22 protein-coding genes and 1 pseudogene are annotated in these 21837 nt (G+C 57.6%); 4 read left to right on the top strand and 19 right to left on the bottom strand.

From position 1 onward, the window contains the following. Positions 1-399, top strand: a 399-nt coding sequence (locus WOB96_RS06120; RefSeq protein WP_341370397.1) for a PLP-dependent transferase, incomplete at its 5' end; no start/stop codon positions are given. Here the strand turns inward: WOB96_RS06120 and WOB96_RS06115 are convergent. The 16 genes from WOB96_RS06115 to WOB96_RS06040 form a co-directional block, all read right to left on the bottom strand. Continuing rightward, a complete protein-coding gene (locus tag WOB96_RS06115; protein WP_341370396.1) occupies positions 396-1331 on the bottom strand; it encodes a DMT family transporter in 936 nt (311 codons plus the stop codon). The two genes, WOB96_RS06120 and WOB96_RS06115, sit on opposite strands and share 4 nt — an antisense overlap. A 255-nt stretch (positions 1332-1586) precedes the next feature. Then, a complete protein-coding gene (locus WOB96_RS06110; RefSeq protein ID WP_341370395.1) occupies positions 1587-1793 on the bottom strand; it encodes a tautomerase family protein in 207 nt (68 codons plus the stop codon). A 329-nt stretch (positions 1794-2122) separates the two neighbouring features. Continuing rightward, positions 2123-2485: a hypothetical protein gene (locus WOB96_RS06105; protein WP_341370394.1), complete on the bottom strand. Its 363-nt coding sequence runs from the start codon at positions 2483-2485 to the stop codon at positions 2123-2125. Continuing rightward, positions 2482-3684 (bottom strand): FAD-dependent oxidoreductase, encoded by a 1203-nt coding sequence (locus WOB96_RS06100; protein ID WP_341370393.1) that lies wholly within the window; start codon positions 3682-3684, stop codon positions 2482-2484. The genes WOB96_RS06105 and WOB96_RS06100 overlap by 4 nt, the downstream gene beginning before the upstream one ends. A gap of 4 nt (positions 3685-3688) precedes the next feature. After that, positions 3689-3886, bottom strand: a complete 198-nt coding sequence (locus WOB96_RS06095) for a rubredoxin (protein WP_341370392.1) — start codon at positions 3884-3886, stop codon at positions 3689-3691. Next, positions 3883-4266 carry a (2Fe-2S) ferredoxin domain-containing protein gene (locus WOB96_RS06090; protein WP_341370391.1) on the bottom strand — a complete coding sequence of 128 codons (384 nt, stop codon included), beginning with the start codon at positions 4264-4266 and terminating at the stop codon, positions 3883-3885. Before WOB96_RS06090 ends, WOB96_RS06095 begins: the two co-directional genes overlap by 4 nt. Beyond that, positions 4263-4526, bottom strand: coding sequence for a hypothetical protein (locus WOB96_RS06085; RefSeq protein WP_341370390.1), 264 nt, complete (start codon positions 4524-4526; stop codon positions 4263-4265). The genes WOB96_RS06090 and WOB96_RS06085 overlap by 4 nt, the downstream gene beginning before the upstream one ends. A gap of 9 nt (positions 4527-4535) precedes the next feature. Continuing rightward, on the bottom strand, positions 4536-4913 hold the full coding sequence (locus WOB96_RS06080) for a hypothetical protein (protein WP_341370389.1): 378 nt from the start codon (positions 4911-4913) through the stop codon (positions 4536-4538). Further along, positions 4910-5269, bottom strand: coding sequence for a DsrE family protein (locus WOB96_RS06075; protein WP_341370388.1), 360 nt, complete (start codon positions 5267-5269; stop codon positions 4910-4912). The genes WOB96_RS06080 and WOB96_RS06075 overlap by 4 nt, the downstream gene beginning before the upstream one ends. A gap of 2 nt (positions 5270-5271) precedes the next feature. Further along, on the bottom strand, positions 5272-6579 hold the full coding sequence (locus WOB96_RS06070; RefSeq protein ID WP_341370387.1) for a hypothetical protein: 1308 nt from the start codon (positions 6577-6579) through the stop codon (positions 5272-5274). Beyond that, positions 6572-8239: an FAD-dependent oxidoreductase gene (locus WOB96_RS06065; RefSeq protein WP_341370386.1), complete on the bottom strand. Its 1668-nt coding sequence runs from the start codon at positions 8237-8239 to the stop codon at positions 6572-6574. The genes WOB96_RS06070 and WOB96_RS06065 overlap by 8 nt, the downstream gene beginning before the upstream one ends. After that, positions 8236-8919 carry an HAD-IB family phosphatase gene (locus WOB96_RS06060; RefSeq protein ID WP_341370385.1) on the bottom strand — a complete coding sequence of 228 codons (684 nt, stop codon included), beginning with the start codon at positions 8917-8919 and terminating at the stop codon, positions 8236-8238. Before WOB96_RS06060 ends, WOB96_RS06065 begins: the two co-directional genes overlap by 4 nt. A 16-nt stretch (positions 8920-8935) precedes the next feature. After that, positions 8936-9940 (bottom strand): iron-containing redox enzyme family protein, encoded by a 1005-nt coding sequence (locus tag WOB96_RS06055; RefSeq protein ID WP_341370384.1) that lies wholly within the window; start codon positions 9938-9940, stop codon positions 8936-8938. 41 nt (positions 9941-9981) lie between these two features. Next, positions 9982-11235 (bottom strand): amino acid--tRNA ligase-related protein, encoded by a 1254-nt coding sequence (locus WOB96_RS06050; protein ID WP_341370383.1) that lies wholly within the window; start codon positions 11233-11235, stop codon positions 9982-9984. 130 nt (positions 11236-11365) lie between these two features. Continuing rightward, positions 11366-11863, bottom strand: coding sequence for a pyridoxamine 5'-phosphate oxidase family protein (locus tag WOB96_RS06045; protein WP_341370382.1), 498 nt, complete (start codon positions 11861-11863; stop codon positions 11366-11368). Positions 11864-11892: 29 nt separating this feature from the next. Continuing rightward, positions 11893-12558 (bottom strand): glutathione S-transferase family protein, encoded by a 666-nt coding sequence (locus WOB96_RS06040; protein WP_341370381.1) that lies wholly within the window; start codon positions 12556-12558, stop codon positions 11893-11895. Between the two features lie 517 nt (positions 12559-13075). Between WOB96_RS06040 and WOB96_RS06035 the strand changes: the two are divergent. Next, positions 13076-13426, top strand: a pseudogene (locus WOB96_RS06035) (transposase); the annotation flags it as partial. A 20-nt stretch (positions 13427-13446) separates the two neighbouring features. Here WOB96_RS06035 and WOB96_RS06030 read toward each other — a convergent pair. Next, the gene (locus WOB96_RS06030) at positions 13447-13752 is read right to left on the bottom strand and encodes an antibiotic biosynthesis monooxygenase (RefSeq protein ID WP_341370380.1); all 306 of its coding nucleotides are present in this window, start codon (positions 13750-13752) and stop codon (positions 13447-13449) included. 228 nt (positions 13753-13980) lie between these two features. Here WOB96_RS06030 and sigJ point away from each other — a divergent pair, with 228 nt between their 5' ends. After that, positions 13981-14910 carry an RNA polymerase sigma factor SigJ gene (sigJ, locus tag WOB96_RS06025; RefSeq protein WP_341370379.1) on the top strand — a complete coding sequence of 310 codons (930 nt, stop codon included), beginning with the start codon at positions 13981-13983 and terminating at the stop codon, positions 14908-14910. Then, positions 14901-15017, top strand: a complete 117-nt coding sequence (locus WOB96_RS14455; RefSeq protein WP_423229721.1) for an NAD(P)-binding protein — start codon at positions 14901-14903, stop codon at positions 15015-15017. The genes sigJ and WOB96_RS14455 overlap by 10 nt, the downstream gene beginning before the upstream one ends. Before the next feature lie 69 nt (positions 15018-15086). On the opposite strand, the gene WOB96_RS06020 is transcribed toward WOB96_RS14455, so the two are convergent. Together WOB96_RS06020 and smc are read right to left on the bottom strand one after the other, a co-directional pair. Further along, positions 15087-18014: a bifunctional YncE family protein/alkaline phosphatase family protein gene (locus WOB96_RS06020; protein ID WP_341370378.1), complete on the bottom strand. Its 2928-nt coding sequence runs from the start codon at positions 18012-18014 to the stop codon at positions 15087-15089. Positions 18015-18293: 279 nt separating this feature from the next. Next, positions 18294-21812 carry a chromosome segregation protein SMC gene (gene smc / locus WOB96_RS06015; protein ID WP_341370377.1) on the bottom strand — a complete coding sequence of 1173 codons (3519 nt, stop codon included), beginning with the start codon at positions 21810-21812 and terminating at the stop codon, positions 18294-18296. Positions 21813-21837 lie beyond the last annotated feature (25 nt).

The following is a 21837-nucleotide window of genomic DNA, read 5'->3' as shown; positions in this document are numbered from 1 at the left end:
CGCATGGAACGTGCCTGCTCAAATGCACTGGAGCTGGCGCGCTTCCTGGCGAGCCATCCAAGTGTGCAGAGAGTTTACTACCCCGGTCTGGAGAGCCATCCTCAGCACCAACTTTCTCGCGAGCTGTTCAAGCATCATGGGGCCCTCATCGGCATGGAATTGAACGAGGACCTGGATTGCTTCGCCTTCCTGGACAGATTGAAGCTCGTCATCCTTTCCAGCCATCTTGGGGATAATCGTACCCTGGCAATCCCAGTGGCCCATACCATCTATTGGGAAATGGGCCCGGAACGGCGTGCCAGCATGGGCATATCCGATTCCCTTGTCCGGCTCTCGATTGGCATCGAGGATGCGGCGGATCTTGTGCATGACTTCAGGCAGGCCTTGGCGGCCTGTTAGGTGGCCCGCCGCAGTGGCCTGCTCATGTCCTTGCGCCGCAGATAGAGATTGTTGGCAACGAGCGCCATGATGGTAAGGGCCGCGCCGAGCAGTTCCGCATCCCCAAAGTGATGACCCAGCAGGATTCCCAGCGCGAAGGCCGTGATGGGCACGAAGTTGATGAACAGCACGCCATTGAGCGAACCCAGCATTTTGATGCCCGCATTCCAGCTCAGCACCGCGAGCACCGATGCGAACACAACGATATACAGCAGTTCGGACCAGACATGCCGGAGTGTTGCAAAATCAGGTAATTTCGAGAAACCGAGCAGGATCGCAGCCAAGGCTATCGCGAGAATGCTTATCGTGCCCATGGCACAACTCAGGGCGCTGTAACGCAATGGCGACCAAACCTGAAAACGCGCCGCTCCCAAGGTGTAGATGACCCAACTCACCGTCCCCATCAGGATCAACAAATCGCCTTGCATGCCTGCGTGGGTGAAGGCAGTCCTGGGGTGCCCTGCCGTGACCACCAGAAACACACCCACAAAAGCCATAAGAACCGTAGCCAGCGTGAAGCCAGCTGGACGATTCCCCTTCAATCCCCAGTTAAACAAGACCGTAATCATCGGCATCAGGGCCAAGATCACTGCACCATGCTCGGGTGTCGTGCTCCCCAGACCGGCAAACACGAACAGACTGAATCCGGCGAAGCCGATGGAACCAAACAGCCAGAGCTCGAGACCACGTGTCTCCAGCCGCAATGCCTGACGGCCCTCGGACCAGACGAGCAGCACCAGAAATATCAATGCCGTGCTCCCATAGCGGATCGCCGTCAGGATATAAGGGTCAAGCGCGATCAGTGCGGATTTCGCCACTGGGAATAAGCCGCCCCAGAAGATGGCGGCAAACAACAGAAGACCTGCACCTTTGAGCAGATTCGCGGATTTCATCGGTTTCCTCCGACACTGGGTTCCATGCCAAACAGCATTGGCTGATTCAATCGATACCAGTCGCTTTAGCCACAAGATCATGCAATTCGGCCGGCCACGCCTATGGCGGCGATACGGTTCAAGCACCACCAACGCCGCCCAAGGGGTTAGCGCATCAATTCGCGCGGGAAACCGGCCATGCACGCCTCAAAAAGCCAATCAAAGCGCCCTAGATGAACATAAATTTACAGGTGCAAAGCTGGCTCAGGCTTTTTCCTAGATATTCTTCCGTATTCGTCGCACGGTAACGGCCTCTCCGCCAATTCCCCAGTTATCCGTAGATACTTCGTCAATGACGACTACTGTCGTCTCGGGATTTTTTTGCATGATTTCTTCCAACAATTTCGTTACCCCTACAATGATGGCAGCCTTCTTCTCGGAAGATACATTCTCATTGGTTATTTTGATGTTAACGTAAGGCATTTATGTTACTCCTGGGATAAAGATAAGCTGCAACTAGGCGTGAAAAAGGCAACGTTGTTTGCGACCAGGGAGATGATTACGAGGCCGCAGCCCGACATAGCCTGCTGAAAATTCTCCTCCCAATGCCCGTTTCCGGGGCTGCGGCCCATTGCACCTTCGCGGGATGTCCGACTGGGCAATCCAGTTTCCCTCTATCATTCGGCGAAGAACACCTGTAGTGGGCGAGATCGAGCAATGCCAAGTCAACTTATGTTGCCGGGACATCCCGCCCCTTGAGATGGTGGCGATGCAGAGGAAAAGTGCGTGGGTAATAGACACGCTAACGCTGCCTAGAATAACCAGACGTGATAACCATCATCATTCATCCCGATGATGTCGATCTGGCCAAAACTTGCCTCCGGTCCTTGGACCAAGCCCACGGCCTCTTTTGCCTCATCGGCCGTTCCAAAAGCGTTAGCGCATGCTGCGCATGCACCGCTGATCACTCCGGATTCCAGCATTTCGGAAAACAGGCTGTTCATCGGATGATCACTCTTTGCCAGCATCGCAGGCCAATGCGTCCCCTCTGCAGCGAAATAGAGTTCTGCGTGGTCCCCCCTGCCGTGTACTTGCTTAGCGTGAATCAGTGCGTGAAATACCCGTCCGGCCTCATGTGGGCCCGCGTAAACTACGAAAACGTGCTTCTGGATCATACGACCTCCATTTGGTTGAATTGTGGCGCTTGCGCGTCCGACATTTCCGACAGGCGGCACCCGAGGCGGTCCGCCCATGACCGGCGTCTGGCGCAGGCTGCACCGGCGAGGGCAAATCCCGTCAGAGTGCCAGTGTAGTCCGAGCATAAGGCCTCTACCCCGCCCTCAGATAACTTGCGTACTAACCAGCTTGCCCCATCCGAGACAAGAGGTGGGCAGATCACGACCGGTAAGGCGGGAGTTTTAAGTGTAATTGGGACCGGTTTGGGGACATACGGGGTCGGGCTACCGGCAAGAGTCCGTGCTAAAGCCCGCGCTTGGCCGAGCAGCGGCGGAACGAAGGGCGCATGTACACCGGCGACCTCCGCGCAATCTCCCATGGCATAGATGGCGGGGATCGAGGTCTCCAAATATTGATCGACGACGATGCCGCGCCCGACAGCAAGCCCTGCGGACTTGGCAAGCTCCGTTCTAGGTGTGGTTCCGATCGACGAAATCACCACATTCACCTCCAACTTGGTACCGTCGCTCAAGGTCGCACGAATGGCGTTCCCAGACTTGTCCAGGCGCTGGACAATCCGCCGGTTCATCAGGCTTATACCAAGTCGCCGAAGCGCTTGTTCCAGTTCAACCCCAATTTCGGATGGTACCGTTGAGGCAAGCAGATGCGATCCTGCCTCCACTATTAACACCTTATGGCAGGTCGCGGCCAAATCGTTTGCGACTTCACAGCCAATCAAGCCGCCACCAAGAACCAGCACCGTGTGACCAGGGGAGAGTTGTTGGCGCATACACATATACGACTCTAAACTATCCAGCGTATGATAATTGGAGCATGCATCCCCCTCGCAAGTTGGATTCCTGGCACGGCATCCGGTCGCCAGCACTAGGGTGCGATAGGGAACTTCGCCCGATGTGGTATGAAGAACTTTTCGGGAGACGTCGATGTGTTCAACGGAACACTTGGTTATAGTCGTGATCCCCTGCTCAAGGGCGAATGCCTGTGCGGTCATTTGTACAAGTGCCGCGGGTGATAGCTGCTGCGACAGCGCATTGGATAGACGAGGTTTCGAATAGACAGCACCGTCGCTTATCGTCAGCATCATCACCGGGATTTCGGCATTCAGCTTTCTGAGCTCCTTAACCAGGGCAATGGCGGCCATACCGCTACCAACCACGACAATAGGCAACCGTGTCATGGAATCAATCCTCACGGTAGAAGTCTGCCTTGGAGACACCACACTCCGGGCAAACCCATGACTCCGGAATGGATTCGAACGGGGTTCCTGGAGGGATCCCGTCCTCCGGCCATCCATCCCGCTCGTCATAGACAAGATCACAGACGGCACAAATCCACCGGTGATTCCCTTTTCTTAAAGAAACCGGGTTGGAAGCATTCATTCCATATCCTCCGTGTCACGCACGACGAGTCTATGTACGGTTCGCCCGTGCACAATATGTTCCAACAAGATCTCGTTGAGGTCTTCCTTGGATCGGTAGCGATACCAGACCCCATCCGGATACACGACCGCGATCGGGCCGTGTTCACATCGGCCGAGACAGCCGGACTTGTTTATTCTCACGCGGCCAAGTTCCGGCCGCTCGAGCTCCTTAGCGCGCTTCTTAGCATATTCCTGCAGATGCTCCGATCCGCCCCCAGCACAGCTTCGGGAGTTATTGCGGCGATTCACACAGACAAAAAAGTGGACGTGGTAGTAAGGTTTATGCAAGGTTGTTGTGAGGTCGATGTCGTTGGCCTCAGTCGTCGGCTGCGTGCTCATCGGACGTACACCTGTTGCGCGTTGGCAATCATCTGCACGAACGCCATTGCGTCCACGCTCGCCCAGTGACTGTCACATCCGAGAGCCTTCATGTCCTCCGCGGATGCAAACACACCGGTTCGCGGCATGCCGAGATCCTCTGGAGTGGCGATAACAGCCTCGTGCACCAGTATCACTGCGTGAGTCCGGTCACCCTCAGGCAAATCGTCGAGCACTGTGCGTGCGGAAGGCAATGTGGTGCAGATCATTAGAGTGTTCATGGTTTCCCCCTAGGCAGTAACTATAAAGTTCATCCGCTTCAGCAATGCGTTGCATTCAGCAACCGAAATCGTCGTGATTCCTGGCCGTACGCCCTCCTCTGTCAGGCCTAAAGTCGAGAGCTCCTCACGCACCACATAACAAGGAATCCCCAGATCATGGAGATGCCGTTCCTGTTCGTAGAAGTCCGCCAGCGGCTTCTCAGCCTTGCGGCCCAGGGCGGCTAGGGCCAGCGCTTTCCCTGAGAGGAGCACATTAGGAGAAGCGTCCATCGCGATTGAAAGTGCCATCCGCGCTACTTGGTAATTGCGATCACCATTGAATGCCGACGACTGCAGGATAAAAAGGATATTTTTGCGAAATCCGCAAGATGCTCCACTTTTATTCATAACGTGAACGCCAGCAAATAATCACAAGTAGATGTCATTTCAGAGAAATACACCAAGGACGCATAGATCACCCCCGCTGAAGCATTGGACTCAACCAGGCCGCGGGCCTTCGCCATATTGGAGCAGACGGCGATTTCAGCGCCTCGGGGAATCAGCTGCTGGAATCCCTTGATGGTGCTCTTGTTGCTCATGCAGTGGAGTGCATTGTAAATCCCGTCATCGAGCAGGAAGATCATTACGCGATGGCCGGAATCAAGGGCTGCGCGAGCGAGTCGCTCTACCGTGATCGCGTTATTTGTACCGGGGCTGGTCCCCAGAATAAAACCGAAAGTGCGAGAAACAGGTGTGTCGGGCATGGTCAGCTCCATAGATGCAAAATGAACACAGCGGCAACTCCCAATGCGAGGCCGTAACACCAGTTTGTCTGGAATCCAAGGCGCCAACTTGACACGCCAAATGCGGCAGAAGCTGTCAAATTCAGTGCGGATACAGGCGACACTAGAAGCGACAGAACCCAGATGATTACCCAGGTCATGTAAAGCACCGGCGGAGTGACGCCCAGACCTTGCGGGGTGACGGTGTGCACAAGGATGCTGAAAGGCACGATCGGGTGAAGCCCGATTGTAGCCAAGGCTGGTATGCCAAGAACCAGCGTGGTCATGGCTCCCCAGGTCGGTTGGTTGGCAAAAGACAACCAGTATTGGAGCATTGACGCCCAGTGTGGCTGCCGGAGTACTTCCGCCAAGATACCAGAAGCGGCAAACAACGCAGACTCGGCAATCACGGCCTGCCACATGTATGCGGTGTGTGCCGAAAGCAGGGTAACCCATTCGCTCCGTTTGGATGGCGCGACAGCTAGCCAAACAAAGAACACCACGACCCCGGATGCAGATACGGCATCGGTCAGCGGAGCATCCACCAATACCCGGAGCAAAATGCTGGTTGCCAACATCACGGCGATCAAACTCGCTGCCATCCAGAGGCGGTGCCAATGTATTTCACTGGGCAAAAGCCCAGTATCAATGTCACCCCGCACACGCGCACCCAATATCACCGATGCCGCCAGCAAGGTTATTGCAATCGGAAGAGTGGAAATCCATGTGACATTCGGGAATGCGGCCATTACCATAGCGATCGGTGCAAAGCTGGGGGCCCAAAGCATGGACATCACGATCCCTCGCGTCACTGCTACGGGGGCCGTTGTATCCGGCCTGGAATTGTCCTTCAAAAAGGAAGACATGAAGGCTAGGGTTCCCAGATTAAGCATGGGGGCAAGCAAGACGGACGCCGCAGTGACCGTTCCGGATCTCGCCGATTTGCGCACCTTGGCCAAGACACCCTTTATGGATGCATCAACCCCGCTCGCCGTCATCGGCAGGCGAATGAGAGAGACGCACAACAGAAGCGCGATAACAGGGGTATAATGTGTTAAGCCCATCAGTGCTTGTAGTGGATCGCCAGCGAGCCAACCAAGCACGAGGGCTCCCACACCAACCGCGAGTGACAGCTTTCCGCTTCCGCGTGTAATCCAGAGACGTGCATCAAGCATGAGGGCCAGCACCAAAAGTACGGTGGCGGTTTGCTGCAGGGCTGGCCACTGAGCGATATCTCCGACGATCGCGGCAGCGCAGAAACCCCATATTAGGAATACGGAATGACTAGGCATGGCGCTGCCGGAGCCGATCAACGATTGCGCGCAAGATCCGAGGCGTCACCTTCTGGGTACCGAAGACAAATTGGCATTGAGGTCCGATCAGGCGTAATGCGGACATGCCTGCGAAGAACAGTCCCCTTGCACTGGATTCTGCAAGCGGGGATAAAATCGGCAAGCCACCCACTTCCCGTAGTTCACCCATCTCGACGAGGTGACGAAGGAAGGGAACGCGCCGGACATCAAATCGGTATCCGGTGCAAAGGACTAGATGGTCTACGGTAAGATCCGGGCCATTGGACAGCACAAGAGTTACCGGTTTGCCGGGAACCCCCACCAAATCCGTGATCTCGACCCTGGGTAATACGCGAACGCTGGAGGCCCTCAATCTATCTTCGATAGGCGGTTCGGCGGTGCCCTTCATAAGGAATTTGAGGAGAAGGTCCTGGACCGGAATTGGAAGGAACCCGAATACCTTGTCGATCTTCTTGAACAGGATCTTAAAGAACAGGTTTCCGGGAGAATGAATCGACCGAAAGATGACGCCCGGCCCGCGCGCAAGCAGAGTGACCTGTGCCCCCGAGATGTTGGAGATTTCCATTGCAATTTCCACTGCGCTCTGGGCACTTCCGAGAACGGCCACATTCTTATTCCGAAATATCTCCAAACTCTGCAGCTCGGAAGCCAACATATACCGCCCTCCCCATCCTGCGATACGTGGGGGAATTCGCTCCATGCCTTTCAAACCGACAGCGACCACAACGTTTTTCGCGAGCTGGGCACCTCGTTCGGTCTGAATGGACCAATACTCTCCTTCGCGCCGGAGGGCGGTAACCACGGAGCGCCGGAACTGTAACCCATGCCCTTCGATAAAATTCTGGGTATAGGCCAGAAAGGCGTGGAATGGGACGTAAGAAAGCTGAGACATCCTGTTGCTTTCAGCAAAGTCCGAGTAGCGGTAGCCTTGGCGCGGAGTATCGATACTCGTCCCCCCGGGCTGTGAACGCAGGGGCAAGGGAACGATGGAACGTTTCCAGAACGACATTGGCTGCCCGTAAACAGCCACTGAGAACCCTGCTTGAGTGGCATGGGCAGCGACGCTCAGTCCTGCAGGGCCGGCCCCGATGACTGCAACATCGACAGGGACCGAACTCTCCTCGACTCCAGCTTCTTTCTGAGTGCGGACGGACAGCATATAACCGTCGGTTTCTTTCTGGCCTGCGGAAAGGACCGGGTCAAGCGACATCCAGGGCGTCCAAGGATGCGCGACCGGCGCATGGCGGGGGTGGACTCCAAGCACGTAATCTCCGAACGATGTCACTTCTATCGGATAAGCAGCCATGCTGGACGCCGCTGCCAAGGTTTCAAGATTACATGTGTAAATTTTCTCTAGACGCGGATCCCGCTCCCATTGCAACCGGGTGACCCACAACGAACAGTCTGACAAGGCCATTAACTCATGGGCTTGGTCCCCCGGCAGAAAGAGTAATTTTGCCCGTTCAATCGGGTGCTCATGAGGTCCGCTGCACGCCACTGCAATACCCTTCTGACACACAATCAATCTTACATTCCCCTTGTCCGGTTCAAGGCGCTGTCCGGCGCACAGCTCCACGAATTCCCATTGGCCGAGGCACGATTCGTCCATTTTCGCTACGGAGGCGATTTCTGATTTCATTCGAACAGCTCCCGTGAAAGTTCGTACATAGCGTTTTGGTGTGACCTGCTCGCAATCTGTAGTACCGCAGGATCGTCTGAGTTGAAAGCGATGCGGTTGGCCTTCGGTACAAGATGCATGATCGGTATGTCTCCGATGCTGTCTCCAATGATTATCGCGTCGCTTGGAGGTATCCCCCTTGCCCTTAGCCACTGCGTGACCAATTCCACTTTCTTGCTGGGCGTACATACCCATTCCGTCCCATCGACCCGTCCATCCTTTATAGCGACCTCGGTCCCGACGATATTCGTAATGGCCCCGCTTAGGCGTCGAACCAGCGCTTCCGTTACAAATCGCGGCACCGCTCCCACCAACATCACTGGCACGTTCTTTGTCTTTGCAAGTTTAACCAGATGGTCAAAGCCGGGTGTCAGAGGCATCTGGGAGGCAACTTGGCAAATCCAGCCGCTCTCGCACCCATGCATCGCATCGATTTTTTCTCGAACAACCTCCTCAACCCATTGCTCCATCCCGGCTTCGTCGGCCGGGTCCAGGACGGCACGGTCATATAGCACACGTGCCGCCCCGGGTTTCCCCAAACCGGTTAGTACACGGTTGAGCACGCTTTCCATCACAATGGTATGGCCAACATCGCAAATGACGGCTCGGGGATGGCTCAACACAGTGCTTTCCGGTTCCATGACAGCGGCTCCTGAATCAGGCAGACATCTGTTGGGGTTCGATCATCTCTTGCACCGCTCCCCAGACGTCATCATAAAAACGTGCCCGTGCATCGAGCAGACTCATTCCACCCTCGAACAAGGCCTTGGCATCTTCGCGCGACCGCACTAAATCCCGCACCTCCTCGAACCAAGACTCGCCATGCTCCTTGTCAAGCGTGATGTGTACTTCCCAGAAGACCAAGTCCTTGACGGGGAGGTTCGATTTTTTGAGGCCAGCGAAGATCTTTTCCATTTGGGCCGGCATCGCCAGTTCCAAAAAGCCCAGGCCACCAACGCCCTGCAACACATTTCCGGAGAGGAACGTATGGTAGATTTTCGTATTGAGAAGGAAAACGCTGCCAGTCAGCGGGATAATGGTGTCCGGTAAGTGCAAGGTGCGATAATTGCGCAGAAACAACAGCGGATGGGCCTCAGATGGCTCGCCGCTCCCAAGCTCGTCGTACAGGTTTTTATACATCTCAGCCCGCATGGAAAATGGGGCGGACAAGCTTTGGGCAGCGATGTGAAGGTGGAAAACGCGGTTGTTTACATAGTAGTTGTCGAGAAAGAGCTGCACAGCTTCCGGCGGGAGCCCCTCGGCGGACATGTGGTCAAGCAACGGATGGCTATGAATCCTATGGTTAAGGGCGGCCGCCTTCAGTTCCTCGATTGCTATATCCGGTGTGAACTTGTTCCAGCACGCGAGGGTGTAGCGTTCCTTGCGTACCCGTTCCTCCACCTCCAGCAGGCGGTTGCGCAATACCTGTCGGATCAGGCGCGAGTAGTCAGTTACGGGGGATTTCCGTTCCAGCTCGTCGAGATTCCAGTGATAGAGGAGGTTTTGCGCGTCGACCCAGGCGCGCGAATTGCCCTCAATGAAGGCTGCATACGCGAGGGCATCCACGCCCGACAGATGAGCTTGAATGGTGTCCTGTGCTTCGGCCAGGGTTGCGGCTGGTTTAAAGATGCCGTATTTAGGCATAGGGACTGCGATTTTCATTTGTCAATTCCTTTTCGGTGGTGGAAGTGGAGTGAGACTGATTAAGGACGGATCGTTCCATTTGGCAGACGAGGGAAAAGTGTTGCTTTGAGAATATGATCGACCCCCATGATGAGAGCGGCAAGGCGATCGAAGCCTGTGGAAAACCCGGCATGTGGGGGGCAGCCGTATCGCCGGGTTTCAAGGAACCAGTCAAATTCCTCCTGGTCATGCCCGAAGTAATCCAGGTTTTCAGACAATTCCTGAGCGTTATGGACACGGGCCCCGCCGCCGATGATCTCGCCATGACCAGTATGGGCAAACAGGTCATTGGATGGCGTAAGGCGTTTCCCGCTGGCTTCATAGCTTGGGAACCAAAAATTCTTCAGCTCCTGCGGGTAGTTTGTGATAAAGTAGGGTGCGGCGAATGTGGCGCTGAGGGCATCGGATTGTTCTTTGGAGTAATCTGAACCGTAGGGCAATTCGTGACCGAGCGCGTTCAATCGATCGAGGGATTCATCGTAGGTAATGCGCTCGTATGGTTTGAGAAGATCGGCAAGGTGGGTCGAGCTTAGGCCAGCCAAGGAATAGAGATCTTGGTGTTTTTCGAGGAACTCCCTGGCCAAGTGTTTCAAGAGCGTCTCTTCCAGCATCATAACGTCTTCATTAGATGCCCACGCGAGATCTACCTGGAGCTGCCATATTTCCACGAGATGGATGTTGGTGGCCTCCCTCTCGCGGCGAAAAGATGGGTTAAGTGCATAGACACGCTCCACGCCTGCCACAAGGGCATCCGCATACATCCAAGGGCTCTGTATCAGGTTGGCAATCTTTTTGTTGTAATATGGAAAGGCAAAGACATCACCGCTGCACACGCATGACGCTTCAGTCAAGATCGGCGTATGTACGTGATAGAATCCAAGGCCATCCAAGAACTCTCGCACATATTTCTGCAAGAAGTGCCGAAACATGGCGGCCGCTCGCAGCTGCGGTGTCCGAATGTGCAGGTGTCGATGGCGCGTATCCGTAAAATCAGGATCGATCAAGTCAGCAGGAAGGGGCTCTGCCCGATTCAGCACGTTGAGGTCACAAATCAGGGGAATTCCGCCGGGTCTCGGCACTGAGATCGTTTCCACTACACTTTGTGGGGTCAGCTGGGCTTCTACGGCGAGTTCTCGGGGAACTTCGAGGATTGCTTCGGCATTGTTTCCACGAATTCGTACGACTTTGTTACCGTTTGGTTGGTCCTCGACCGATTCCACCCACCCTTTCCAGACCATCTCTCCTGCTTTTGTCGCACATTCTATTGCTTTCATGACGTCACCACCTATATTGGTTGTGTGTACATACATATTGTTTGGACAACAACGACCGCCCTCACTTTTAGCCCAGTATCCATACATACAGCCTCATGACACGATATGCCTGTAGACAGGCCGCAACAAGTTAATTATTTTTTACAGTTTCCAGTCGAGGGATTCGCCTGGAACAATTGCGAATAACTTGTGTAAGGTGTATCCGCACGAAGACGCGAACCCCTTCGACGGCCAGCCGGCCGCGATATTCTTCCGGACTAACGATTTCGGCTCGGCCGGACAGCTTCAGGCGCCGCGGGGGATCAAACGACAGCGCCAGAACGCCAATGTATGGGTGTATCAGCATATTCCCAAGGCTCAACATTAGGTCGTTCCCACCGTATTCCGGATAACAGATAGTTCTCGAATCCACGACCTCGATCACCCCTGGACCACCGCCCTTGAAGTTGCACTGGATATTACCTCTCCCGTCCGCAGTGGCCAGGAAGAAAAATGGCAACGATTCCAGGAATGCCTGCTGCTCCGGGTCCAAGGTCGAAACGTCGCCCATCATTTCAGCAATCCGATGTGCCCGCTCCACGTCAGCAAAGCGTTTCTGCGCCGCCTGAACCCCATTGTGGAAGAGCATATCGGCGACTGTGGCTGTTGTGGATGGATTCATCCTTTTGCAATGACCATAGGCATGTTACCAATCAACTCTCCGGCAGGCATTATTGCAAAGCTAGGGAGCGATTCGAGTCGAGCGAGCCAAGCCTTGATCGCTGGGTACGATGAGATGGAAATCCCGCCCTCACCCGCCAGTTTGACATAGGGATAGCACGCGATATCCGCTATAGTGGGTCGATCGGCCGCAAGCCACACACTCTTCGCCAAGCCACTTTCCAAAACGCGCAATCCAGCTATCCCCAAGGCCTGCACTTCTTCCAATGGAATATCAAAACGCCGGAACCGAAAATAGGCGCGTGCCCGCGCAAGCCCGTAGAGGAGCTCATTTTCGGAGACCGCGAGCCATTGGAACGTGCGTGCCAAACCGACTGGATCCGCAGGTAGGTACTCTGGAGCATACTTGCTTGCGAGGTAGGCAAGAATGGCCATCGAATCCCATACCACCACCTCTCCATCCTGCAGAACCGGGACCTGCCCGCGCGGGTTAAGGGCAAGAAAAGCAGGGAGTTTATGTTCCCTTTGGGCCATATCAACGCTTACGGTCTTATAGGGTAATCCCAGAAGCGAGAGCATCAAGCGAATTTTGTGGCAATTTCCGGAGAGCGGGAAATCGTACAACGTGAGAGAACTTGCCGCACTTGCATCCAGTCGATCCATTTGGAAACTCCTATCCTTTCAAGAGGCTCGGTCTTATCAGACCATATCCACTACTCATGTCTTCACGATTGTATGCGCATACAACTGAATGTCAACACTCTAAGAGCCTATCTCAGTAGGCCGGCAGAGAGGAAGTGGATGATGCCGCAGGCCAAGCGGGACAGGGCTTGGATGTGTCCCACGACTTTCACCTCGGGTAAGAAACCGGCGGAATCGATGCAACCAGATGTGCGTGCGTTCCACGGTCCAGCGCTGGGCCTTAGAATCGGATTCCCCGGGCATCATAGCCCTTTGTCCATGCAACGGCCCTGCCGCTCACGTGCCGGTGCAGCTGGTTGGCAATCACCTCCAGCGGTGCGCCCCCCGTCTACGATCTGGCTGCGCTTGACCCCGCATTTGCCGCGATCGGCCGAGCTTGGTTCGCCCGACACCCCCACGAAAAGGATTTACAGCGCCTAACAAAATTGTGATTTCATGGTCATAGCTCGTATCGAGACTGCATCGAGAGGAGCGTGTCATGGCCAAGCCCCTGCTGGATGATGCCCTATGGTCAAAGATCGAGCCCTTGCTGCCGCCCCATCCGCCACGCCTGAAAGGGGGACGGCCCCGGCTGCCGGATCGATCAGCCTTGACCGGCATCTCCTAAGGCCTGCCGCTCGCGGTAATACTCTCGGGCGCCAACCGGCACGATTCCAGGTGCTTCATCCCGGTACTCGAAGCCATCCCGCCGGTGCGGGGACTGCCGGGTCATCCTCGCCGCCGACCCGAGCAGGTGCATGCCGACAAGGGCTATGATTTCCCCTAGCTGCGCCAGTATCTGCAACGCCGAGGGATTCGCCCCCGCATTGCCCGCCGGGGCATCGAATCCCGATGTTTGAAACCGCCATGTTATGCGGTGTATTCACCAACGATATCATAGAGGCCGGGAGTTGCCGTAGCGATTGCGGCAGTACGCTTCACAAACTCAATGGCTTTCGGGTCGGACTGAACTGCCTGGACGTTGGCCGGGCTGTCCCACTTCGCGATGTTGATGACATGGGCGCCATCTTTGCTTGCGAGTAGGGTGACGGACTGGAAGCCATCTTTTTTGCTGATGACGGTCTCCGTTCCTTCCTGCAGGATCTTGACGACCTCGGCCTGCTTATCTGCCTCTGTTTCGATGATATTGACGAAAGTCACACTGGGTTTCGACATAGTCTTCTCCTCAAGTAGCAAGTACATGGCGAGCCATACCCTGGTCGCAGGCATCTGGATAATGCCTGCACCCTATGACGATCCCGGTCGCGAAAATGTCAGGTCCATATGGCCTGACGATTTTCACCTCTCAGTCGTTATTAGTTGCAGCGGCGGGTTCGGTCAGTGCGACGAAAAGGTTGTCAAGTTGCAGGTGTAACGTAAGCCTTTGAATCTAGGGTGATGAGAATGAGCAATGGCTATCAGCAAGGTCTTGGTGAACCGGTGGATGATCTGAGGCTCATCTTTGAGGAGCGCCGCCGACTAATCCACTTCGCCTACAATATCCTCGGCAGTGCTACCGAGGCAGAAGATGCCGTACAAGAAATGTACTTGCGCTGGTACCGGCTCAGCGCAGCTGATCGTGCAAAGATCGAGGCTACTGTTGCCTGGAAACGCACAGTATTGACGCGGGTATGTTTGGACAAGCTGAAATCAGTCAAAAGACGGCGCGAAGAGTATGTAGGAGAGTGGCTGCCCGAGCCTATACCTAGCCATGGTGTTCTGCACGATCCCATCAAAACATGGCAATCCACCGACCCTGCCGACCAATTCGAATTGAGCCAAACGGTTTCGATGGCTCTTTTGATTGTGTTGGAGAAGATGACACCTGCAGAGAGGGTCAGCTTCGTCTTACATGACGTTTTTCAATACTCATTCAGTGAGATAGCAGAGATAATCGAGAGGACACCTCAAGCCTGCCGCCAGTTGGCGTCGTCGGCACGAAAACGCCTCACCAAAGAAGAGGCTCTAGAGGCTTCGGACGAAGAACATGCTCGCCTGAATTCTGCATTCCGTCAGGCGTGGATGCTTGGTGACATACGGGGTTTAGTCTCGGTTCTGGACAAGCGGGCATGTGCAATCACCGATGGTGGTGGAGTAGTCAGCGCATCCATTGAGCCCATTATCGGCGCCGAAGCCATTGCTTTGTTCTTCCTCTCCACATTTGAACGACAGCCCGATCTTGTCATTGAAGAAGCAGATGTGAACGGCAAGCCAGGTTTGATTGGTAGTGCCAATGGCAAAATCATCGCAGTTATCTCATCCCTGATCAGAAATGGGGTTTTCTCCGACATTTGGGTGGTTCGAAACCCTGAAAAGCTGAGGGTATGGCAATGACAAAATTGCATGACATCGCGATCTGTGGTGCTGGCATCGCCGGAACAGCACTGGCCGCTTGCTTAGCCAAGCATAGCGCGAGTGCAGACGTTTTCGAGCGTCGCTAACGATAGACGGGGCCCGATCAAAAAAGTGGCGGCCACGGCCGCCACCAATCACATTACGACCTTGAGTACCTAGCCGATGCCATCGGAGGCACCGAGCAGGGCTTCCCGGTTCTTCGACAGGTCACGGCCATCGCGAACCGTGGGATAAGGCTTGCCATCGCCCATCAGACCCGTCCACAGGGCGCGATTGAACTGCCCGGTATCCAGGTGATCCTCTTCCCGGAAATCCTGTCCGTGCATGACCGTCTCCCAGTAGGCGGCGTCGCGGCGCGGCCTGTCATAGGCAAGCCCAGGGCGTGCCGGAGAGAGGCAGTTGTCGGCCGTTTTCGCCGGCAGCGGCAACTGGGTGGTCCGCAATACCTCTGGCACCAGCGCGGTGTAGTTCCAGGGCCTGGCAGCATTGCCAAAGACCTCCGTCATGGGCTTGGACAGTCCATCGTTCAGGCCCATGGGTTCCAGGCCCAGAACATCCTCGATGGTGCGCAGCATGTTGACGGTGGTATAGCGCGTCGATACCACGGCATCCTGTTTGACGTAAGGCCCGATGACATAGGCGATACTGCGATGGGCATCGACATGATCAGGCCCATCCTGGGCGTCATCCTCGATGACGAAGATGAGCGTATCGTCCTTGTAGCGGCTCTTCGATACCTTGTCCACCAAGAGGCCCAGCGCATAGTCGTTATCCGCCATCTGGGTCTCGACCGTGTTCACGCCATCCTGGGCGGTGGCAAAATTGCCGAAGTGATCATGGGGCAGACGTACCATTTGCAGTGCCGGCATTTTGCCATCCTGCACAAAGCCCTCGAACTCCCGCTCCCACTCCTTGAAGCGCCAGAAATCAGCCGTGCTCTGATCGTAGCCACGGAAATAGAGATCCGTGATGGGCTGCAGGGCGGGCTTGGTCGGATAGGCCTGCACGATCCGGTCCTGATAGGGCGTATGACTGGGCGCGATGTAGCCTGGATCACCCGGCTTGGCCGAGTAGCGCGCGAGATCCAGGAATACGCCATAGTTGCGTACCGATAGTCCGGCTCGCAGGGCAGCGTCCCAGAGATAACCCGCGCCGGCCTCGCCTTCCGAGCTTTCCGGTGCGGCGACGTCGATCGCACCCGGCAGCAGGTCGGGATCATCCGGGGTGGCGGGGTTGGCCGCCTTGCGCTCCTCCTGTGTGGGAAGCCCGACATTGATATTGCGATTGGTGCCTTCCCAGTCATAGCTCAGGCCACGCCCGCCGTAGTTGACGGCGATGGTCTTCTCGGTGAAATCCGTGGTCCGGGCCGCCGTGGTCCAGTTCCAGCCATCGTTGCTGGCGTTGCCGCTATCGAGGAAATTGTCTAGAGTCACGAAGCGCCGCGCCAGGGCATGGTGATTGGGTGTAATGGGCTCCGGCAACACGGCGAGGCTGGGGTCGCCATTGCCACGGTCCAGATCACCGAGCACCTGATCGTAGGTACGATTTTCCTTGATGACATAGATCACATGCTTGATGCGTTCGCGCAGGAACTTCATCTGCGCCTCATCCTGATGGGCCCGCTGCGTGCCCGGGAAATTGTTGTTGTAGGCCACCTGGCGGCTGAGCTGACTGAGCACCGAGGCGGACGGCACCGGCATGCTCAGGAAGCCGGCCTTGGTCAACTGCCAGACATACTGATTGTTGGCGGCGCAGGGGTCCTTGGCGCCCGGCGCAATGGATGTGGTGTCGCGGCAAGCACCAGGATTGGGTCCGGCATTGCTCTTGCCATTGACGACATACAGCATCTTGCCATCCTGACTGAGACTGACGGAATTGGGATACCAGCCGGTCGGGATCAGCCCGATCACCTGGCCGCCCTTGCCATCGTCTTCCAGTTGAATCACTGCCACCGAGTTGGTGCCGCCATTGGTCACGAACAGGGTACGCTCATCCGGAGACAGGCTCAGGCTGTTGGGATTGCTGCCATTGAAGTTTTCGGGATTGGCGAACAGGGCGGCTGGTGCGGTGGTCCTGATCTCGGACAGCACCTTGTCGCTTCTGGTGTCGATCACGGAAACCGTATCACTGTTGCCGTTGGCAACGAACAGGCGATCCTGGGCCTTGTTCAGGAGCATCTTGTTCGGCTGGCCGCCAACCGGAATGCGCGATACCACTTCAGGCTGGGCGCGGGTCAGATCCAGAACCACGACCTGACGGTCGCGCTGGCTGCTGACATAGGCCTTGTCATCCCCCTTGATGGTGATCCAGAACGGAAATTCGCCGCCGGGCTGCCCGCTTTGCGCGGGATCGATCTTGCCGGGCCGCAGGGGAACCTCGGCGGTCTTGACCCGCTTTTTGAGGTCGATGACGCTCACCGAATCGTTTTCGAAATTGGCCACCAGCAAGGCGGTACCGCTTTTATTGACCGCCAGGCCCGCGGCCATGGGTTTCACCGCCAGGCCCAGACCTGCCGTGTGGCCCAGGGCGATGGCGCCGGCCTCGGCCCATTTGCCGCCGCTTTGCTGGTAGACATGCACCTTGTCATCAACGCCACCGGAAACATAGAACTCCAGACCCGAGGGATGCCAGACCAGGCCATTGAAGGTGTTGGGCACCTGGATCACCTGGCGCTTCACCGGCTGGCCCTTGGACACGTCGTACACGAACACGTATTCATTGGATTCCTCAGGCAGACGCTTGCCATCGGAGCCATTCATGCGATTGTAGCCACTGGTGAGAATCAGCAGGGTCTTGCCATCGGGACTGAGGTTGGTGGCTACCGCCTGCCCGGCCAGGTAATCCGGGCGGGAGGGCAGGTCAGGATTCAGGGGCTGAAACCTTGCACCCTCGCCGGCCTTGGGGGTGATGCTGAAACCTGTGGGTAGAAGCTCTCCCGCTGTCAGGGGGGCCCCGGATTTCTCTGCGGTCTCTGGTTGACGCAGCGCGACCGGGTCAGACCTCCCCGTAGCAAGGCTGCTCTTCAGGGCAACGGCAGGAACGACCTTCGGATCGGATACCGCAAGCCCACCGGAGTCACTCATGCAACCGGCAAGCAGTCCAGCTCCCAGGCAGGCCGATAAGGTGCGTAGCGATAACATCGATTGAATCCCGGACATAACCTTCTCCATTCAGATGAGTCGGATGTGACGACATGGATCTGTCCAGCTTGTTATGCGCTCCCTGAGCCCATCTTAAGGAAAATGTGTGACGGTTTTTTGACGCACGAATGAAGATTGCATGAAGAGAGAAGGCTGAGCGACGAAAAACCGTCAGGCGTTCGCCACGGGCATATGCCAATCAGGGATTTGGAGAGGAATGCTTCAGGCCGCGCCGGCCATTTTCATGGCCTGCTCCACATCGACGCTGACGATACGGGACACGCCGGGCTCCGCCATGGTCACGCCGATCAGATGGGTGGCGAGCTGCATGGTGACTTTGTTGTGGGTAATGAAGAGAAACTGCGTTTCCACCGACATCTCGCGCACCATGTCGCAAAAGCGCCCGACATTGGCCTCGTCCAGGGGCGCGTCCACCTCGTCGAGCACGCAAAAGGGCGCAGGATTGAGCTGGAACATGGCAAATACCAGCGCCACCGCGGTCAGGGCCTTCTCGCCGCCGGACAATAGCTGAATGCTGCTGTTGCGCTTGCCGGGCGGGCGCGCGATCACGCTCACGCCAGCTTCCAGCAGGTTATCATCGGTGAGCGTCATCTGCGCCTCCCCGCCGCCGAAGAGCCGCGGGAACAGCGTCTGGAAGTTGGCGTTGACGGTCTCGAAGGTCTTGCGGAAACGATCGCGGGTTTCCTTGTCCATGCGCCGGATCGCGCTTTCCAGGGTGTCGAGCGCGCCTTCCAGATCGGCGTGCTGGGCATCGAGATAGCCCTTGCGCTCCGCGACTTGTGCATGTTCCTCGATGGCGGCGAGATTGACATTGCCCAGAGCAGCAATGCGATTGCCAAGCTGCTCCAGGCGCGCATCGATGGCCGCCGGATCGAGCGCCTCAATCTCTGCTGGCTGCTCGTCCTGACCCAGATAGGGCAAAACTGCATCCAGTTGTTCCTGCAGGTTTTCCTGGCGCGCGGTGGCGGTGTTCAGTTGCAGGGCAAGGGCCTGATGCCGTTCGCGCCGGGATTCCGCCTCGCGGGCGGCCTGGCTGCCGGTCTGCTCACGCTGGCGCAGCTCGGCCTCGATCCCCTCTACCGCATTCTGTGCGGCCTGGAGCGACTGCTCCAGCACCTGGCGCCGGGACAGACAGTCCTGCAAGGCACTTTGCAGGGCTGGCAGGCTGGCATCATGCCCGGCCAGTGTCTGCGCCAGGGTATCCAGACGCGCCTGGGCGCGCTCGCGCTGCGCTCTTGAGTCCTCCAGGCTGGCGGCCTTCCCCTTGAGTTCGGTGCGCAGTTGCTGGGTTTGCAGTTCAAGTTGATGCAGGGAATCGCGCAGGCGCGAGAACTCCTGACGCAGGGTCTGGACCTGCTGGCGCGCGGCCTGTCTGGCCGCTTCCAGGGACTTGAGCCGGTCATCCAGACTGCGCAGCCGGCTTGCGGCGGCCTGCGCGGCGCTTTCGGCCTCCTGGCGCTCCTGGGCAAACCGGGTGCCTTCGGTGTCGATCTGCGCCAGTTCCTGATGTATCTGTTCCTGGCGGTGCAGATGGGCCGCTTCTTCGGCCTCCAGTCGCGCCAGCTCGACCTGCACCCGGTTTTTCTCGGACTGGCCCTGCTGCAGTCCGACTCGTAGCTTCTGCAACTCGGCTTCCAGCCCTGCCAGGCTGTTGCGTGCTGTTTCGCGCTCACTGACAGCCTGTGTAAGGGCAGCTTCCAGCCCGGCAAGTTTCAGGGCCATTTTCTGCAGATGCTCGCGCAGTTCGAGCACACTGTCGGCACTTTGACCGCGGTCCCAGACATAAGCGTGACGCCCCACCAGAATCCCTTCGGGCGTGACCCAGAACTCGTTTTCCCCCAGTTGATGGCGCTGGCTCAGGGCTGCGTCCAGGCTATCGGCGCAGAAAACACCCGCCAGCCAGGGCAGCGCCGGACTGGCGCCATCCGGGCCGCGCACCTTGTCCAGCAAGGGATCGAGATCCTTGCGAGCCGGTATCGGGGCATTGAAGACACTTGTTTCCAGCACGGCGAACTGACCATTCTGCTGCTTCTCCAGCCAATGCAAAGGCAAATCGCGGGACAGATCATCCACCAGCAGGGCCTTGAGACGCCAGCCGAGCACGGCCTCCACGGCACGCTCCCAGCCGGGTGCCACGGCAAGGCTTGCCAGCAGGGTTGCCGGCTCGCCGGGCAACTGACCGGCCAAGCGCACCAGCCCCTCGCCAGGACGGCTCAGGCTGCTGACCCGCTGTGTCTGCGCCTGATGCGCGGCGCGCAGGGTCTGCCAGGCTTCCCGGGCCTTGTCGTGCCTGCTCTCGGCCGCATGCAGCGCTGCTTTCGCGCCCTGCTGACTGGCGCCTAGCTCCGTCAGTTGCTCCTGGGCGCTCTCCAGCACGCGCGTCAGTTGCTCGGATTGTTGCCGCAGGCTGGCGAGCCTGTCCGTGCCAGGGCCAGGCCTGGAGGATTCAGCCTGCAGCCTCATTCCGCGCTGCTCGAGGTCGCGGCTGCGGGCGCGCAACTGTTCCAGCCGGGTCTCCTGCACCTGCAGCTCACGGCGGAACTGATGCCCCTCCTGCTCCACCTGCCGGGCCTCCTGCTCGCTGGTGTTCAGCGCTTCCTCGGCACGCTTGAGGGTGGCGCGCAGGCCACTCTCCTCCTCCCGCAGTGCCTGGCCGCGCGCTTCCAGTGCCTGCAGGCGCTTCTCACCCTCGGCGAGATCCGCGGTCAGGCTGTCCTGGCGCTGGCTCTGGCGCCCGGCATCATTTTCGACTTGTACAATCTCGGCGCGCAGGCGTGCAGCTTCCTGATCTAGATGCTGTAACTGCTGCTCCAGTCGCGCCAGATCCGCCGCGCTGGCATAGAACGCGGCCTGAACCGCGTCGGCATCGATCTGGGCGCTGCGGGCCTGTTCCCGCAGGCGCAGGGCATCGGCTTCGGCCGAGCGCTGCTGCGCCAACGCAGCCTCGATTTCCACGCTGATACTGCCCATCTGATTGAGGCAGAGCGCTGCCTCCGCCTCGGTCTCGGCCAGTCGATGGCGCAGGCGTTCGGCCTGGAGCTGGCGTTCCTCGGCTTTGAGGCGGCGAAAGCGCGCTGCCGCCTCGGCCTGACGCTCCAGCCGTTTGAGCTGGCCGCCCAGCTCCTCGCGCAGATCATTGACCCGGCTCAGGTTCTCCCGGGTCTGCTCGATGCGCGCCAGGGTCTCCCGGCGCCGCTCGCGGTAACGCGACACGCCGCTGGCCTCTTCCAGGAAATTGCGCAGTTCCTCGGGACGCGCCTCAATGATGCGCGAGATCATGCCCTGTTCGATGATGGCGTAGGCGCGCGGCCCGAGCCCCGTACCGAGGAAAAGATCGGCCACGTCGCGCTTGCGACAGCGTGTCTGATTGATGCTGTAGGCCGAGACAGCGTCCCGCCCCAGCTCGCGCTTGACCGCGATCTCCTGATAGGCGGCAAAGGGCCCGAGCGCGCGGCCGGCCTGATTGTCGAAGCGCAGTTCCACCTGGGCGCGGCTGACCGGCGCGCGGTGCTGGGAACCATTGAAGATCACATCCATCATGTTCTCGCCGCGCAACTGCCGCGCCGAGGATTCCCCCAGCACCCAGCGCAGGGCATCGACGACATTGGACTTGCCGCAGCCATTTGGCCCGACCACGCCCACGAGCTGGCCGGGCAGGTCTATGGTGGTGGCATCGACGAAGGATTTGAAGCCGGAGAGCTTGATACGGCGAAGTTTCATGCAGGACGCATTGGGTTTGGGGCAA

Origin of the sequence: Thermithiobacillus plumbiphilus (genome assembly GCF_038070005.1) — a bacterium.
Lineage (GTDB): Bacteria > Pseudomonadota > Gammaproteobacteria > Acidithiobacillales > Thermithiobacillaceae > JBBPCO01.
The sequence above is the reverse complement of the archived record's forward strand: the minus strand, read 5'-3'. Positions and strand labels throughout refer to the sequence as shown.